Origin of the sequence: Methylobacterium sp. UNC378MF (genome assembly GCF_900103195.1) — a bacterium.
Taxonomy (GTDB): domain Bacteria; phylum Pseudomonadota; class Alphaproteobacteria; order Rhizobiales; family Beijerinckiaceae; genus Methylobacterium.
Window position 1 is genome coordinate 93,179 of sequence record NZ_FMWU01000009.1, and the last position, 15,228, is coordinate 108,406.

Consider the following 15,228-nt stretch of genomic DNA (forward strand, 5'->3'; position numbering starts at 1 on the left):
CGGCGGCGCTCTGCTAAGAGGCGGCATGGCCCGAACCGCCGCCCGCCCCGCCTCCGACCCGACGCCCACGCCCGGCCTGGACCCGGCCGGCGCGACGCCGATGATGGCGCAGTATATCGAGATCAAGGCCGCCAATCCGGACTGCCTCCTGTTCTACCGGATGGGCGATTTCTACGAGCTGTTCTTCGAGGATGCGGAAATCGCCTCCCGGGCGCTCGGCATCGTCCTGACCAAGCGCGGTAAGCACGCGGGCAGCGAGATCCCGATGTGCGGCGTGCCGGTCGAGCGCTCCGACGATTACCTCAACCGCCTGATCGCCCTCGGCCACCGGGTCGCGGTGTGCGAGCAGACCGAGGATCCGGCCGAGGCCAAGAAGCGTGGTCCGAAATCCGTGGTCCGCCGCGAGGTCGTGCGCCTGGTCACACCCGGTACGATCACGGAGGATAGACTTCTCGACCCGGCCCGCGCCAACCTGCTCCTGGCGATCGGCCGCCGGAAAACCGGGGAGGGGGCAGTCGCCTATGGGCTGGCGGCCGTCGACATCTCCACCGGGCGCTTCTCCCTGAGCGAGGTCGCGGGCGGTGACCTGTCGGGTGCCATCGCCCGGCACGACCCGCGGGAGATCGTCCTCTCCGAGGCGATCCACGCCGATCCGGCCCTCGCGCGGATCTGGCAGGAGAGCCGTGCCGCGATCGTGCCCCTGGCCCAGGCGGAGCTGGAGCCGGCCGCCGCCGAACGGCGCCTGCGCGAGCAGTACGGGGTCACGACCCTGGAGGGATTCGGCCAGTTCACCCGGGCCGAGATCGCGGCGGCCGGGGCGGCGCTGCTCTACATCGCCCGGACGCAGCTCGCGGCCCGGCCGCCCCTGGCGGTTCCGACCCGCGAAGACGGCGGCGCGACCCTGGCGATCGACGCGGCGACGCGCGCCAATCTCGAACTCACCCGCACCCTGTCGGGAGAGCGGACCGGGAGCCTGCTCGCGACGATCGACCGCACCGTGACGGCGAACGGCGCGCGGCTCTTGGCCGAGCACCTCGCGGGCCCGCTCACGAACCTCGGCGCCATCGCCCGGCGACATGCGGCCGTGGCGCATCTGGTGGAGGACGCCCGCCTGCGCGGCGGCCTGCGCGACGCCCTCGCCCGGGCGCCGGACCTCGCCCGCGCTCTGTCGCGGACCGGCCTTGGCCGCGCGGGCCCCCGGGACGTCGCCGCGATCCGTGACGGCCTCGCCGTGGCGAGGGATCTCGGCGCCCGCCTCACCGCCATTCCGGACCTGCCCGAGGATCTCGCCCGGCTGGCGGAGCATCTGGCCGAGGCCGATCCGGATCTCATCGCCACCCTGGCGGCGGCGCTCGCCGACGATCTGCCCCTCAGCCGTCGTGACGGCGGCTTCGTGCGCGCCGGCTATCATCCGGCAATCGACGAGGCACGAACACTGGGGCAGGATTCCCGCAAGGTGATCGCCGCCCTGCAGGCGCGCTATGCCGAGCAAACCGGCTGCCGGACCCTGCGGATCAAGCACAACAACCTGCTGGGCTACTTCATCGAGGTTCCGCAATCCGTTGGCGAGGCCTGCCTGAAGGGCCTCCAGAGCGAGTTCGTCCACCGCCAGACCATGGTGGACGCCATGCGCTTCACCAGCGTCGAGCTGGGCGAACTCGAATCGAAGATCTCGGGCGCCTCGGACCGGGCGCTCGCCCTGGAGGCCGCCGTCTTCGACGACCTCGCAGCCCGCATCCTCGCCCAGGCCGAGGCAATCGCCGTGGTGGCCGAGGCACTGGCCGGTCTCGACGTGGCGGCGAGCCATGCGGACCTCGCCGTCGAACTCGACTGGCGGCGGCCCGTGGTCGACGATTCCTTGAGCTTCGTCGTCGTCGGCGGTCGCCATCCGGTGGTCGAAGCCGCCCTGCGGCGCGCGGGCGAGCCGTTCATCGCCAATGATTGCGACCTCTCCGGCGATACACGCGGCCGGATCCGGCTGATCACCGGACCCAACATGGGCGGCAAGTCGACCTTCCTGCGCCAGAACGCGCTGATCGCGGTGCTCGCGCAGATGGGCGGCTTCGTGCCGGCCGCCGAAGCGCGGATCGGCCGTGTCGACCGCCTGTTCTCGCGGGTCGGCGCGGCCGACGACCTTGCCCGGGGGCAATCGACCTTCATGGTCGAGATGGTCGAGACCGCCGCGATCCTCAATCAGGCGACGCGGCGTTCCCTGGTGATCCTGGACGAGATCGGACGCGGCACCGCGACCTTCGACGGCCTGTCGATCGCCTGGGCCTGCCTGGAGCACCTCCACGAGGTCAATGCCTGCCGGGCGCTGTTCGCCACGCATTTCCACGAGCTGACCGCGCTCGGCGACCGGCTGGCGCGGCTGGAGAACGCGACCCTGAAGGTGGCCGAGCATCGGGACGGAGTCGTGTTCCTGCACGAAGTCGTGCCGGGGGTCGCCGATCGCAGCTACGGCCTGCAGGTGGCGCGGCTCGCCGGTTTGCCCGGCAGCGTCGTGACCCGGGCCGGCGCGATCCTCAAGAGTCTCGAGACGGCCGAGCGGGGGCGCCCGGCCCGCGCCCGGATCGACGATCTGCCGCTCTTCGCCGCCCTCGCGCCACCTCCGCCGCCGGAGCCGACGCCGGAAGATCCGCTGGGCGCGATGCTCGACGCCATCGATCCGGACGCGCTGACGCCCCGGGAGGCGCTGGACGCGCTCTATCGGCTCAAGCGGGAGCGCGCGGCGCGGGGCTGAGACCCCGAGGCCGCGCGGTGGCGGCTTGGCCCGAAGCGCTTCAGACGGGCGCGGGCCAGAATCCGTCCGGACAGGCCGGCCCGTCGCGGCCGGCCCGGCGATCGGCCACGTAGTCGAGGGTGCTGGCCACGACGCGCTCGGAATAGGGTTTCGCGATCACCCCGATCGCGCCGGCGAAATCGGCCGGAATGCGCTTGGCGTTGGCGGTCATGAACACCACGGTGGTGCGCCGGTCGGCCGAGAGCGCGCGGGCGACCTCGATGCCGGTCGGGCCGTCCACGAGGTGGATGTCGACGAGGGCCACGTCGGGTGCGGTCGACCGGCCCATGGCGATCGCCTCGGTGGCATTGCCGGCGACGCCGACCGTGACATGCCCGAGATCATCCAGCAGACATTCGAGTTCGAGGGCGATCAGGGCCTCGTCTTCCACCACGAGGATGCGGAGCACGGCGTCCGCGTCGGCATTCCCGGTCCCCATGCGTTCTTCGTCCTCCCGCCCCGAGGCCACCGAGCTTGCGGCCTCAACGTCGATTTCTCAAGCCGGCTGCCGAATCGGGATCTGGATCTCGACGGTCGTGCCCGGACTGGCATCCGTCCAGGCGATCGTCCCGCGCATCTGCCGAACCACCATCTCCACGAGATTGCGCCCGAAGCCAGCCGGATTGGGGGACGCTGCGGCGACCCCGACGCCGTCGTCGCGGATCGTCATGCGCATGCCGGCATCGGTTCGGCGGGCGGTGATCGAGACGCGTCCCTCCCGCTCGCCCGGGAAGGCGTGCCGCAGCGCATTGGCCGTGAGTTCGTGGATCAGCAGCGCCAGGGGTGCCGCCATCGCGGCGGTCAACGCGATCGGCTCGACATCGGCCTCCACCCGGCGCCGCTCCGGGTCGAGGCCGGCATTCATGTCCGCCAGGAACTCGTCCGCGAAATCGCCGAGGTTGAAATGCGTACAATCCCCCTCGGAATAGAGCATCCTGTGCGCCGTCGACAGCGCGCCGATCCGCTCCGCCATGCTCTGCAGCGCGTCCCGCGCCTCGCCCTCCGGCGTGCGCCGGGCCTTCAGCAGCATCAGCGAGGAGATCACCTGAAGATTGTTCTTCACCCGGTGGTCGACCTCGTGGAGCAGGGCGGTCTTCTGCTCCAGGGCCGTGGTCAGGTCGTGGGTCCGGGCCTGGACGAGGCGCTCCAGCTCGTCGTTGGTGCCGCGCATCGACACTTCCATCTGGTGGACATGGGTCATGTCCGCCTGAGCGGCGTAAAAATAGGCCAGGCCCTCGGCATCGCGCACCGGGGTGATCGTCATCGCGTTCCAGAAGGCCGTCCCGTCCTTGCGGTAGTTGAGCAGTTCCACCGAGATCGGCTCGGCGGCCTCGACCGCCGCGCGGATGCGCTGCACCGTCGACCGGTCCGTTCCCGGCCCCTGCAGCATCCGGCAGTTGCGCCCGACGATCTCGTCGGCGGCATAGCCGGTCGCGTTCAGGAACGCGACGTTCGCCCAGGCAATCGGGTTGTCGGGGGCGCGGGCATCAGTGATGACCATCGGCGACGGGCTGGACGCGAAGGCGTCGACGAGCGTCGCGAGGGGCGGACCGGACACGGATCGGACACTCAACGCATCATTCCACAATCAGGCGGTGCATCCGTCCGTCCGGCGGCGCCACCATCGCGCTCCGACCGCGGAACGTGGAGACCGCGTTAAGCAAGTTTCTACCAAGATTGGGGCGCAAGACAGCACGATCCAACGAAAACCGGTGCGGCGTAAGGCTGCCACGATTTCGCGAGATCAAGGCCACGAAGGCTCAGGAGTTCCATGCCATGGCGAACCAGCCACAGGCGATGCGTCGCTTCCGGCTCCGCGACATCGTCGAGGACCGGCGGATCGTGCTCATGCTGGCGCTCGGATTCTCCTCGGGCCTGCCGCTGCTCCTGGTGCTGGGGACCTTCACGCTCCGCCTCGCCTTCTCGGATATCGACGTGCGGGCGATCGGCCTGTTCAGCTACGTGGCGCTGCCCTACTCGCTGAAGTTCCTCTGGGCCCCCGCGATCGACCGGCTGAACGTGCCGGTCCTGAGCGCCCGGCTCGGGCGCCGGCGGGCCTGGATGGTGACCACGCAGGCGGCCGTCGCGCTGTGCCTGATCCTGATGGCCTTCTCGGACCCGAAGACCAACCTCGCGCTCCTGGGCCTCGGGGCCTTCCTGGTGGCCTTCTGCGCGGCCAGCCAGGACGTGGTGATCGACGGCTGGCGCATCGACGCCGCCGGCAGCGACTTCCAGGGCATCCTGGCGGCGACCTCGAATCTCGGCTACCGCCTCGGCCTGATCACGGCCGGCGCGGGCGCGCTGTTCATCGCCGCGTCCGGCGGCTGGACGCTGGCCTACCTGATCATGGCCGCGCTCATGCTGGTCGGGATGATCGCGGCCCTGCTGGCCCCGGCCTTCGACAGGCCGCGCGCGGTTCAGGCCGAGACGCCCGGCCGGTCCCGCTTCTGGTCGATGCGCCGCGCCGTGCTGGAGCCGCTCACCGAACTGTACAGCCGGTTCGGCGGCGCCCTCTGGGGCATCCTCCTGCTCGTAGCCCTGTTCCGGCTGCCCGACTTCCTGTCCGGCGTGATGGCGAGCCCGCTCTACCGGACGCTGGGCTTCGACCTCAAGGAGATCGCCACCGTCACCAAGCTCTACGGCATCTGGGTCGGCATCGCGGGCGGCTTCGCGGGCGGCTGGGCGCTCGCCCGGCTCGGCCTGTTCCCGACGCTGCTGCTGGGCGCCTTCCTGGCCGCCTCCTCGCACCTCGCCTTCGCGTGGCTGGCGGCCGGCGCGCCCGAGCTGTGGCGCCTGACGGTCGCCATCTCCGTCGAGAATTTCTGCGGCTCCTTTGCCGGCATCGTGCTGATCGCCTACATGTCGAGCCTCACCAGCCCGGCCTACGCGGCGACGCAATACGCACTGTTCTCCTCGCTCTACGCGCTGCCGGGCAAGCTGATCGCGGGCTCGTCGGGCTTCGTGGTCGCGGCGATCGGCTATCCGGCCTTCTTCGTCATGACCTCCCTCGTGGGCATCCCGGTCCTGATCCTCTGCGTCGCGGTCGGACGGCGCAGCGGGCAGGCGGAGACGGCGGCCGCGGCGCCGGCGCGAGACGGGCACGAGGCGGGGAACCGCATCCCGGGGGGCGAGCTTCCTACCACGGCGCGCGCCACGGGAGCGGCGTGAGCGGGACAGATCCAGGGATCATCGGATGAGCACGAGCGACCTCACCCTCGCCGGCGAGACGCTGCCGGCGGCGACTCCAGAGACGGTGCTGAGCGACGCGGACCTGGCCGCCCTGCGCCGCGCGGTGCAGGTGCTGGAGCGTCCGAGCCTGGCGGCACGGCTCTCCGCGGCGGCCGGCGCCCCCCTCGACATCATCGGCCGGTCGCTGCCGGCGCCGGTCACCGAGGCCGTCAGCCGCAGCACCGAGGCGGCCATGCGGGGCGCGCTCCACGTCGCGCTGGCGACGCTGCCGCGCAAGGAAGTCGTCGCGGCCGAGCGTGACGGCCTGGGCGCGGTCGCCGCGAAGGCCGAGGGCCGGATCGCGCGGCTGCTCGGCTCGGGCGACGCCAAGCACAAGGCGATGGCGGCGCTCTCGGGCGCGGTCGGCGGCGCGTTCGGGCTCGCGACGCTGGCGGTGGAGCTCCCGGTCTCGACCACGCTGATGCTGCGCTCGATCGCCGAGATCGCCCGGGCGGAGGGTGAGGATCTGGAGACCCCCGAGGGGGCGCTCGCCTGCGTGCAGGTCTTCGCCCTCGGCGGCCGGACCGCGGCCGAGACCGAGGCTGGCGCGGCGCTCACGGAGAGCGGCTATTTCGCCGTCCGCGCCGCCCTGGCCAAGACCCTGTCGGAAGCCGCCCGGTATGCCGGCAGCAAGACGCTCCTCGACCAATCGGCCCCCGCGCTGATCCGCTTCACCGCGCAGATCGCCGCGCGCTTCGGTCTGGTGGTCTCCCAGAAGGTCGCCGCGCAGGCGGTCCCGGTCCTCGGCGCCTTCGGTGGGGCCGCGGTCAACACGGCCTTCATGAACCACTTCCAGTCGACCGCACGCGCGCATTTCACCGTCCGGCGCCTGGAGCGCTCCTACGGGGCCGCCGCCGTGCGGGCCGCCTACGAGGTCGAGAAGGCGGCGCTCGGGATCGCTTGATCCGCCCCCGGTTAAGCCGCAAGGATCCGCCCCATCCGCGCGGGGCGGAGGGAAGGAGGCGATCCTGATCGGCAACGGCGAGATGGTGGCCCGGCTGGCGCTGGCGGCCCTGTTCGGGAGCGTCATCGGGCTGGAGCGGGAGCGCCTGCTCTGGGCGGCCGGCCTGCGGACCCACATGCTGGTCTGCGTCGGCTCCTGCCTGATCATGCTGGTCTCGGCCTTCGGCTTCTCCGACGTGCTGGGCACCGCACACGTCGTGCTCGACCCCTCCCGTATCGCCGCGCAGGTGGTCTCCGGCATCGGCTTCCTGGGCGCGGGGACGATCCTGCTGCGCGGCGAGGTGGTGAAGGGCCTCACCACGGCGGCCAGTCTCTGGGGCGTTGCGGCGATCGGGCTGGCGATCGGCAGCGGCCTCTACGTGCCCGCCCTGGCCGCGACGGCGCTCATCGTCGGCATCCTGGCCGGGGTGAAGCCGTTCGAGGAGCGCTGGCGCGACCGGATGCGGGCCCAGACACTGCGGCTGACCGCCCGGACGGGAACGATCTCGATCGATACCCTGCAGGCAGCGACCGGCGAGCGCGCCTCGCGGGTCCGGACCTTCAAGGTCCATCCGGGCCCTGACCCGGACCACGACGAGGTGACGATCACGTTCGTGCGCCTGTCCCGGACGAGCTTCGAGGCGATCGCGGCGAAGCTCCGGGCGATGCCCGATGTCACCGCGGTGGAAGTGGCCGAGGAATGACGGCGTCCGGCGCAGCACCCTCCGTCATGGCGGGCGCCGCGCAGTGAGCCAGGGCAGCGCGATGCTGGCGGGTGTGGCGCGGCCGGATGGCTGCGCCCCGGCTCGCTCAGACGGAGCCGAAATCTTCGATTGCGGACCGTCCGGGCCGATGGCTGATCACGCCGCCCCGGCGCCCTCGCCGTCGAGGAACAGGCGGTAGGCCGGGTTCTCGGTCTCGTCGGTAGCCGGATAGCCGAGCGCCTCGATGACGGCGTCGAACCGCGCGCGCCCGGCCGGCGGCACCGCGATGCCGGCGAGCACCCGGCCGTAATCGGCGCCGTGATTGCGGTAATGAAACAGCGTGATGTCGAAATCCGGCCCGAGGGCATCGAGAAACTTCATCAGCGCGCCCGGCCGCTCCGGGAACTGGAAGCGGAACAGCCGCTCATGGGCGACGCCGACGGCGCGTCCGCCGACCATGTAGCGGACATGGACCTTGGCCATCTCGTTGTCGCTCATGTCGAGGACCCGATAGCCGGCCTCCCGCAGCGAGCCGATCAGCGCCTGCTTCTCGCGCTTGCCGCCGGTGATGTTGATGCCGACGAAGATCTGGGCCTCGGATCCCGGCGCGTGGCGGTAGTTGAACTCCGTGATGGCCCGCGGTCCGAGGGCGTTGATGAAGGCGCGATAGGCGCCGGGGCGCTCGGGGATGGTCACGCCGATCAGGACCTCGCGCTGCTCGCCGATCTCGGCACGCTCGGCGATATGGCGCAGGCGGTCGAAATTCAGGTTCGCCCCCGACGAGATGGCGATCAGCGTGCCGTCCCCGCCCTCGCGCTCGGCGTAGAGCTTGGCGCCGGCCAGGCTCAGCGCCCCGGAGGGCTCCGACACCGCGCGGGTGTCGTCGAAGATGTCCTTGATCGCGGCGCACATGGCGTCGGTGTCGACGGTGATGACCTCGTCGAGGTGTTCGCGGCAGAGCCGGAACGTCTCCTCGCCGGCCTGACGCACGGCGACGCCGTCGGCGAACAGGCCGACGCTGGGCAGGCTGACCCGGGTGCCGGCCGCCAGCGCCGCTGCCATGCAGGCGGCGTCCTCGGGCTCGACGCCGATCACCTTGGTGCCCGGCCGAAGGTATTTCACGAAGGTGGCGATCCCGGCGGCCAGACCGCCGCCGCCGACCGGCACGAAGATCGCCTCGATCGGCCCGGTATGCTGCTCCAGGATCTCCTTGCCGATGGTCCCCTGGCCGGCGATCACGTCGGGATCGTCGAACGGGTGCAGGAAGGTCAGGCCCTGCTCGGCCTCGAGGATCTTCGCCTGCGCGAGTGCCTCATCGAAGGCGTCGCCGTGCAGCACCACCTCGGCGCCGCGAGCCCGGCAGGCATCGACCTTGATCGACGGGGTGGTGCGCGGCATCACGATGACGGCGCGCGCGCCGAGCTTGGCGGCGGCGAGCGCCACGCCCTGCGCGTGGTTTCCGGCGGACGCGCAGACGACGCCGCGGGCGATCTGGTCGGGGCTCAGGCCCGACATCTTGTTGTAGGCACCGCGCAGCTTGAACGAGAAGACCGGCTGGAGATCCTCGCGCTTCAGCAGAACCGGCCGGCCGAGCCGCTGCGTCAGGCGCGGCATCGGATCGAGTGGGCTCTCGATCGCCACGTCGTAGACGCGGGCGGTGAGGATCTTGCGGATGTAGTCCGTCACGGTGTGGAGTCTCGGCCGATGTGCAGGGCTATGCCGGCCAGATAGACCCTCCGGCCCGCGGATGCGAGCGCGCCCGGCGCGAGGCAGATCAGCCCAGCCGCTCGACCAGCGCCGCCACCCAGACGAGCAGGGCCGCCATCTGCGCCATGAAGGTGCCGGCGGAGGCGAGGTCCTTCACGGTGCCGATCATCGGATGATGACCCGGGTGGACATGGTCGCAGAGCTTCTCGACGGCGGTGTTGAGGAACTCGGCGGCCAGCATCAGCAGCAGGCTGCCCATCAGGGCGACGCGCACCCAGAGCGTCGCGCCGAGGAAGAGGGCGACCGGCACGCCCAGGGCCAGGAGCACGAGTTCCTGCCGCACGGCCCGCTCGGTGCGCGCGCCGTGGCGCAGGCCGCGCCAGGAATTCAGGAAGGCGAGAACCAGGGCGTTCATCGGATGGCCGTCTCCGGCACGGACCGGCTGATCCACTTGGCGAGCAGCGGGCCGGTGAGCAGAACCACGAACAGGCGCAGGGTCTGGACCGCCAGCACGAAGGAGACGTCGGCCTTCGAGCCGACCGCGATGATCGCCACCGAATCGAGGCCGCCGGGGCTCGTGGCCAGCACCGCGGTGAGGAGGTCGATCGGCAGAAGCAGGGTCAGGCCCCAGCCCCAGGCCGCGCACAGGGTGATGACCGAGAAGGTCGCCGCCAGGATGCCGGGCAGGGCCGTGACGGTCAGGCGCAGCGTCTCACGGGTGAACCGCAGGCCGACATAGATGCCGATGCAGGCATAGGCGAGTTCGAGGATCGGCACCGGCAGCGCCATGCGGACGAGCCCGGTGGCGTGGAGCAGGCTGCCGAGCACCATCGGGCCGACCTGCGCGCCGGCCGGGACACGCAGGGCGAGCGCCGCGCCCGCACCCACGACGGCGACGGCGAGCGTCGCGAGCAGGGAGAGCGGACCGGTCACCTCACCGACGCCGGCCGACGCTCCCGGAACCGGGGTTTCCATCAGGAAACGGGCGGCCAGCGACGCCGAGAACACCACCGCGGCGACGCGGACATACTGCATGAAGGCCACGAGCCGCGGATCGGCGCCGAAATCCTCCGCCATGGCGACCATGGCGGAGGCGCCGCCGGGGGAGGAGCCCCAGGCCGCCGTGGTCCCGGGGAGCACGCGCAGGCGGGTCAGGATCCAGCCGACGAGCCCGCTGACCGCGACGGTCACCAGCACGACGGCGACGATGAGCGGCCCGTCCGCCAGCAGGGTCTGGGCGATCTGCCCGGTGACCGCGTGCGCCACGAGGCAGCCGATCGCCGCCTGCGAGGCCTGGAAGGCGGACCGGGGGACGCGCAGGCGCGAGCCGCCGACACCGAAGGCGATGGCCGCGATCATCGGCCCGAGCAGCAGCGCGGCCGGAAACTGCGCGCGCATGAGGCCATACGAGATGAGTGCGGACGCGGCGGCGAGGGCGGCCCAGAGGCCGATTGTGCGGAGAGGGGGCAAGGCAACCGATCGGAAGCGGCCCGCACGAGCCGGCAGGCGTCAGGCGCGCGCTATACCGCAATATTGGCCCTGTCACGGCAGAGTTTCGGCACGGCGCCCCCGCGCCGGGATCAGGGCTCGCGCGTCAGGGCCGCGAAGGCGGCGTCGAGGCGCGCCCGGGCCTCGTCCAGCCCCTGGCGGCGGGCGTCGAGCCATGTGCGGTCGGCCGTCAGCCGGTCCCGGGCGCCGGCCAGCATGCGCCGGACCTCCGCGGGTTGCGGTCCGCCGAGCCCCTTGGCGGCGTCGATCATGCCCCGCGCCGACAGAGCCGCCCGGAAGCGGGCCTCGTCGAGGGGCAGGTCCGGCTTCAACCCCGACCCGGCGGCGGCCTCGGCGTAGATCCGCCGCACCTCCGCGAAGGGCATATCGGCCGGGCGCAGATCGTGGCCGCGGCCGTAGCTCACGAGTTCCGACGCGAAGTGGTGGCCGAGCCGGAACGGCACGTCCGCCTCGCGCTGGAGCGTGTCGGCGAGTTCGGTCGTGGTCGCGTAATCCGCCGCGACCTCGTCGGCGGCGCGCGCCCGGTCCACGACCAGCCCGTCGAGGACGCGGGTCCAGCGCCGGCACATCTCGGCGGCCTCGGCGAGCGTCCGCCCCGGCGGCTCGTCCTGGTTGCGCTTGTAGTCCGGCATCCCGGACTCGACGTTGTGGGCCATGATGACGAAGGCCTGCGCAGCGCCGACCACGTCGCTGGCCTTCATGCGCAGGGCATAGAGCGCCACGGGATTGCGCTTCTGCGGCATGATGCTGCTCGGTCCGGTCAGCGCGCCCTCCCGAAGCAGGATCCACGGCCGCGTCTGGTGATACTGAGCGTAGAGGTCCTGCGCGAAGCTGCCGGCGATTGTGGCGAGGTTGCCGGCCAGACCGGTCAGCTCCAGGCCGAGATCCATGGGCGCGAGCTGGCCGGCATCGTAGCTGTTCTCGACGGGCCCGTCGAAGCCGAGCAGCGCCGCCAGCCGGTTGCGGTCCACCGGGAAGCTCGACGTCCCGAGGGCGGCCGCGCCCAGCGGCGACAGGTTCAGCCGCGCCCAGTCCTCCCGCAGGCGATCCGCGTCGCGGGCGAGCACGGCCGCGTAGCCCAGATAGAGGTGGCCGAGCGTCGTCGGCTGGGCCTGGACGCCGTTGGTATAGGCCGGGACGATCGTGTCGGCCTCGCGTTCGGCGACCGCCAGCAGGGCGGCCCGGGTCGCGTTCAGCGCCGCGGCGAGGGCGAGGAGGCGGTCGCGCTGCTCGAGCTTCAGGACGGTCGGGATGATGTCCTGGCGGCTGCGACCCGAATGCATCCGGGTGGCGTCGGGGCCGGCAATGGCGGTGATCAGCGGCTCGATCCGGAGGTAGTCGTCCGGCCGTTCCGCACCCGGCTTGGCGGCGTCGGCGGCGACCTGGTCGAGGGCGCGGGCGATGGTCGCGGCCAGAGGACGCGGGACGATGCCGGTCTCCACGCTCATCACCAGGGAGGCCCGGTCGATCTGATCGATCCGCGCGAAGCTGTCGGTCGGCGCGGCGCGGGCGCCGACGGGGGCCAGCAGCGCCAGAGCCCCCCAGATCATCCTGCGCCGCATCGGCCAGCTCCCCATGTCCTGACCCATCCTGATAGACCCGCCGGGCGCGTCCGTCCGCATCACGACCTGATGACGCGAGCGCCTCACCCCGCCGCGTCGTCGCCCCGGTAGGCCGTGGTGCCGGGCGGCGCGTGCGCCCGGAAGAAGGCGGCGAGGCTCGCCAGTCCCGCGGCGCGGGGATCGCTCGCCCGCCAGACCAGCGCGATCGTCCGACCGGGACCGTCGACATCGAACGCCCGGGTGACCGTCAGGCCGCTGGGATCGGGATTGGCGGGCACCGCGAGGGCCGGAAGCAGTGTGTATCCGGCGCCGGCGGCCACCATCGAGCGGAGCGTCTCCAGGCTGGTGGCGTGGCGGCCGACCGAGGAGCCGGCGCCGCAGGCCGCGATCGTCTGGTCGCGCAGGCAATTGCCTTCGTCGAGCAGCAGGAGGTCCGGCCCCGCGATCTCGGCGGCCGAGAGCGCGCCGCCCCGGGCGAGGGCGTGCTCGGACGGGCAGGCGAGCCAGAACGGCTCGACGAAGAGCGGCGAGACCGCGAACCCGCCGGACGGCAGCGGCAGCGACACCAGGGCCGCGTCGACGCGGCCGTCGCGCAGGCCCTCGACGATGTCGGCGGTTCGCGATTCCGACAGCGACAGCATCAGCAGCGGGTACTGCTCGCGCAGCGGCCGCAGCACCAGCGGGAAGAAGTAGGGGCCGAGCGTCTGGATCGCCGCCAGGACGAGCCGCCCGGTCAGCGGCGAGCCGCGGCCCTCGCTGGCGAGCGCCAGCAGCCGATGCGCCTCCGCGAGCACCACCCGCGCCTGCCGCACGATCGCCTGCCCGGCCTCGGTGAGCAGGACCCGGCGGTTCGAGCGCTCGAACAAAGTCAGGCCGAGCGCGGTTTCCAGCTTACGCACCTGCACGCTCAATGTCGGTTGGCTGACATTACAGCGCTCGGCGGCCCGGCCGAAATGCCCCTCGTCGGCGACCGCGACGACATATTCGAGATCCCGAAGCGAGAGGCCGGCCAGATTCATAGGCAGCGTCTATCAGAACCTTTGTGACGATGCATTTGCCTCTGGGTCCCGCCGGGGTCATAACCTTTCACCAGAACGGTTCCAGGCTGGTCTCGGCCGCCGAGAGCCTTCGCAGAACGGAGAGACGGTACGCATGAGCGATCAACGCCCGATCCTGACCACCCGCCAGGGCCATCCGGTCCGCGACAACCAGAGCACCCGCACGGTCGGTGAGCGCGGCCCGGCGACGCTCGAGAACTACCAGTTCATCGAGAAGATCACGCATTTCGATCGCGAGCGGATCCCGGAGCGGGTCGTCCACGCCCGCGGCGCCGGTGCCCATGGCTGGTTCGAGGCCTACGGCAAGATCGGCGACGAGCCGGCCTCCAAGTACACCCGCGCCCGCGTTCTGAACGAGACCGGCGTGAAGACGCCGATGTTCGTGCGCTTCTCCACCGTCGCCGGCGCGAAGGAGAGCCCGGAAACCGAGCGCGACCCGCGCGGCTTCGCGGTGAAGTTCAAGACCGTCGACGGCAACTGGGACCTCGTGGGCAACAACCTCAAGGTCTTCTTCATCCGCGACGCGATCAAGTTCCCCGACATGATCCACGCGTTCAAGCCGGATCCGGTGACGAACCGCCAGGAGGCGTGGCGCTTCTTCGACTTCGTGGCCCAGCACCCCGAAGCGATCCACATGGTGACGCACTTGAAGTCGCCCTGGGGCATCCCGGCCAACTACCGCGAGATGGAAGGCTCGGGCGTCAACACCTACAAGCTGGTCAACGACCAGGGCGAGGCGGTGCTCTGCAAGTTCCACTGGATCCCCAAGCAGGGCGTCCGGAACCTGACCTCGCAGCAGGCTTCCGAGATCCAGGCCAAGGATGTCGGCCACGCGACCCGCGACCTGTACGACAACATCAAGGCCGGCAATTTCCCCGAGTGGGAATTCGCCGTGCAGATCATGCCGGACGGCCCGAACGACCACCTCTCCTTCGACCCGCTGGACGACACGAAGCTGTGGCCGGTGGACCAGTTCCCGCTCCTGCCCTGCGGCCGGATGGTGCTCGACCGCGTGCCGGACAACTTCTTCGCTGAGGTCGAGCAGTCGGCCTTCGGCACCGGCGTTCTGGTCGACGGCATCGACTTCTCGGACGACAAGATGCTGCAGGGCCGGACGCTGTCCTACTCGGACACCCAGCGCTACCGCGTCGGCGCCAACTACCTGCAGCTGCCGATCAACGCGCCGCAGCCCGGCGTGAAGGTCTATTCGAACCAACGGGACGGGCAGATGACCTACGGTGTCGACGGCACCGGCCCGAACAAGCACATCAACTACGAGCCCTCCACCCTGGCCGAAGGCCTGCGGGAGGCGCCGAAGCCCGCCAAGGACTATCACCAGTCGGTCCAGGGCAATCTCGGCCGCTACCAGACCTCGCGCACCGAGGACGACTACACGCAGGCCGGCGTGCGCTACCGCTCCTTCGAGGATTGGGAGCGCGAGGACCTGATCGCCAACCTCGTGGCCGACATGAAGCAGTGCCCGGAGCCGATCCAGCTGCGGATGGTCTGGCACTTCTGGCACGCCGACGAGGATTACGGTCGCCGGGTCGCAGAGGGCGCCGGGATCGACCTGGAGAAGGCCAAGGCCCTGCCGCCGCTGCCGGGCCGTGCCGCCCCGGGCAAGCGCCTGCAGTCCGAGACCTACACGGACGGGTCGCAGGCCCACCGGGTCGCCGCCGAGTAAGCCGCGCGCGTCGCGACCACGATCGAAGCCCCGCGCGGTCACCCGGCCGCGC

12 protein-coding genes are annotated in these 15,228 nt (G+C 71.3%); 5 read left to right on the forward strand and 7 right to left on the reverse strand.

The annotated features are described in order from the left end of the window. Positions 1–25: 25 nt before the first annotated feature. Complete coding sequence (gene mutS, locus BLT59_RS11325) at positions 26–2,743, forward strand: DNA mismatch repair protein MutS (protein ID WP_091779518.1); 2,718 nt, start codon at positions 26–28, stop codon at positions 2,741–2,743. A 40-nt stretch (positions 2,744–2,783) separates the two neighbouring features. Here the strand turns inward: mutS and BLT59_RS11330 are convergent, their stop codons facing one another. Together BLT59_RS11330 and BLT59_RS11335 are read right to left on the reverse strand one after the other, a co-directional pair. Further along, the gene (locus tag BLT59_RS11330) at positions 2,784–3,221 is read right to left on the reverse strand and encodes a response regulator (RefSeq protein ID WP_091779520.1); all 438 of its coding nucleotides are present in this window, start codon (positions 3,219–3,221) and stop codon (positions 2,784–2,786) included. A 57-nt stretch (positions 3,222–3,278) separates the two neighbouring features. Then, on the reverse strand, positions 3,279–4,340 hold the full coding sequence (locus BLT59_RS11335) for a histidine kinase dimerization/phosphoacceptor domain -containing protein (protein WP_280141049.1): 1,062 nt from the start codon (positions 4,338–4,340) through the stop codon (positions 3,279–3,281). A 218-nt stretch (positions 4,341–4,558) separates the two neighbouring features. Between BLT59_RS11335 and BLT59_RS11340 the strand changes: the two genes are divergently transcribed. From BLT59_RS11340 to BLT59_RS11350, 3 genes are all read left to right on the forward strand, one after another. Continuing rightward, positions 4,559–5,950 carry an AmpG family muropeptide MFS transporter gene (locus BLT59_RS11340; RefSeq protein WP_091779524.1) on the forward strand — a complete coding sequence of 464 codons (1,392 nt, stop codon included), beginning with the start codon at positions 4,559–4,561 and terminating at the stop codon, positions 5,948–5,950. Positions 5,951–5,975: 25 nt separating this feature from the next. Beyond that, positions 5,976–6,914: an EcsC family protein gene (locus BLT59_RS11345; RefSeq protein ID WP_091779526.1), complete on the forward strand. Its 939-nt coding sequence runs from the start codon at positions 5,976–5,978 to the stop codon at positions 6,912–6,914. Between the two features lie 82 nt (positions 6,915–6,996). Further along, entirely contained in the window at positions 6,997–7,656 is a 660-nt protein-coding gene (locus tag BLT59_RS11350) for an MgtC/SapB family protein (RefSeq protein WP_091779528.1), read from the forward strand. A 156-nt stretch (positions 7,657–7,812) separates the two neighbouring features. On the opposite strand, the gene ilvA is transcribed toward BLT59_RS11350, so the two are convergent. The 5 genes from ilvA to BLT59_RS11375 form a co-directional block, all read right to left on the reverse strand. Further along, a complete protein-coding gene (gene ilvA / locus BLT59_RS11355; protein ID WP_348272286.1) occupies positions 7,813–9,429 on the reverse strand; it encodes a threonine ammonia-lyase, biosynthetic in 1,617 nt (538 codons plus the stop codon). Position 9,430: 1 nt separating this feature from the next. Then, a complete protein-coding gene (locus BLT59_RS11360) occupies positions 9,431–9,778 on the reverse strand; it encodes a diacylglycerol kinase (protein ID WP_091779532.1) in 348 nt (115 codons plus the stop codon). Further along, a complete protein-coding gene (locus BLT59_RS11365) occupies positions 9,775–10,833 on the reverse strand; it encodes an AbrB family transcriptional regulator (RefSeq protein WP_091779534.1) in 1,059 nt (352 codons plus the stop codon). Before BLT59_RS11365 ends, BLT59_RS11360 begins: the two co-directional genes overlap by 4 nt. A gap of 110 nt (positions 10,834–10,943) precedes the next feature. Further along, on the reverse strand, positions 10,944–12,434 hold the full coding sequence (locus BLT59_RS11370; protein WP_091779723.1) for a lyase family protein: 1,491 nt from the start codon (positions 12,432–12,434) through the stop codon (positions 10,944–10,946). A gap of 83 nt (positions 12,435–12,517) precedes the next feature. Continuing rightward, positions 12,518–13,453 carry a LysR substrate-binding domain-containing protein gene (locus tag BLT59_RS11375; protein ID WP_091779537.1) on the reverse strand — a complete coding sequence of 312 codons (936 nt, stop codon included), beginning with the start codon at positions 13,451–13,453 and terminating at the stop codon, positions 12,518–12,520. 133 nt (positions 13,454–13,586) lie between these two features. Between BLT59_RS11375 and BLT59_RS11380 the strand changes: the two genes are divergently transcribed. After that, positions 13,587–15,176, forward strand: coding sequence for a catalase (locus tag BLT59_RS11380; RefSeq protein WP_091779539.1), 1,590 nt, complete (start codon positions 13,587–13,589; stop codon positions 15,174–15,176). Positions 15,177–15,228: the final 52 nt, after the last annotated feature.

Excerpts from the sequence above, each read along its gene's own strand:
- mutS (WP_091779518.1), top strand. The coding sequence starts at position 26 with ATGGCCCGAACCGCCGCCCGCCCCGCCTCCGACCCGACGCCCACGCCC.
- BLT59_RS11330 (WP_091779520.1), bottom strand. The coding sequence starts at position 3,221 with ATGGGGACCGGGAATGCCGACGCGGACGCCGTGCTCCGCATCCTCGTG.
- BLT59_RS11340 (WP_091779524.1), top strand. The coding sequence starts at position 4,559 with ATGGCGAACCAGCCACAGGCGATGCGTCGCTTCCGGCTCCGCGACATC.
- BLT59_RS11345 (WP_091779526.1), top strand. The coding sequence starts at position 5,976 with ATGAGCACGAGCGACCTCACCCTCGCCGGCGAGACGCTGCCGGCGGCG.
- BLT59_RS11350 (WP_091779528.1), top strand. The coding sequence starts at position 6,997 with ATGGTGGCCCGGCTGGCGCTGGCGGCCCTGTTCGGGAGCGTCATCGGG.
- BLT59_RS11360 (WP_091779532.1), bottom strand. The coding sequence starts at position 9,778 with ATGAACGCCCTGGTTCTCGCCTTCCTGAATTCCTGGCGCGGCCTGCGC.
- BLT59_RS11370 (WP_091779723.1), bottom strand. The coding sequence starts at position 12,434 with ATGCGGCGCAGGATGATCTGGGGGGCTCTGGCGCTGCTGGCCCCCGTC.
- BLT59_RS11375 (WP_091779537.1), bottom strand. The coding sequence starts at position 13,453 with ATGAATCTGGCCGGCCTCTCGCTTCGGGATCTCGAATATGTCGTCGCG.
- BLT59_RS11380 (WP_091779539.1), top strand. The coding sequence starts at position 13,587 with ATGAGCGATCAACGCCCGATCCTGACCACCCGCCAGGGCCATCCGGTC.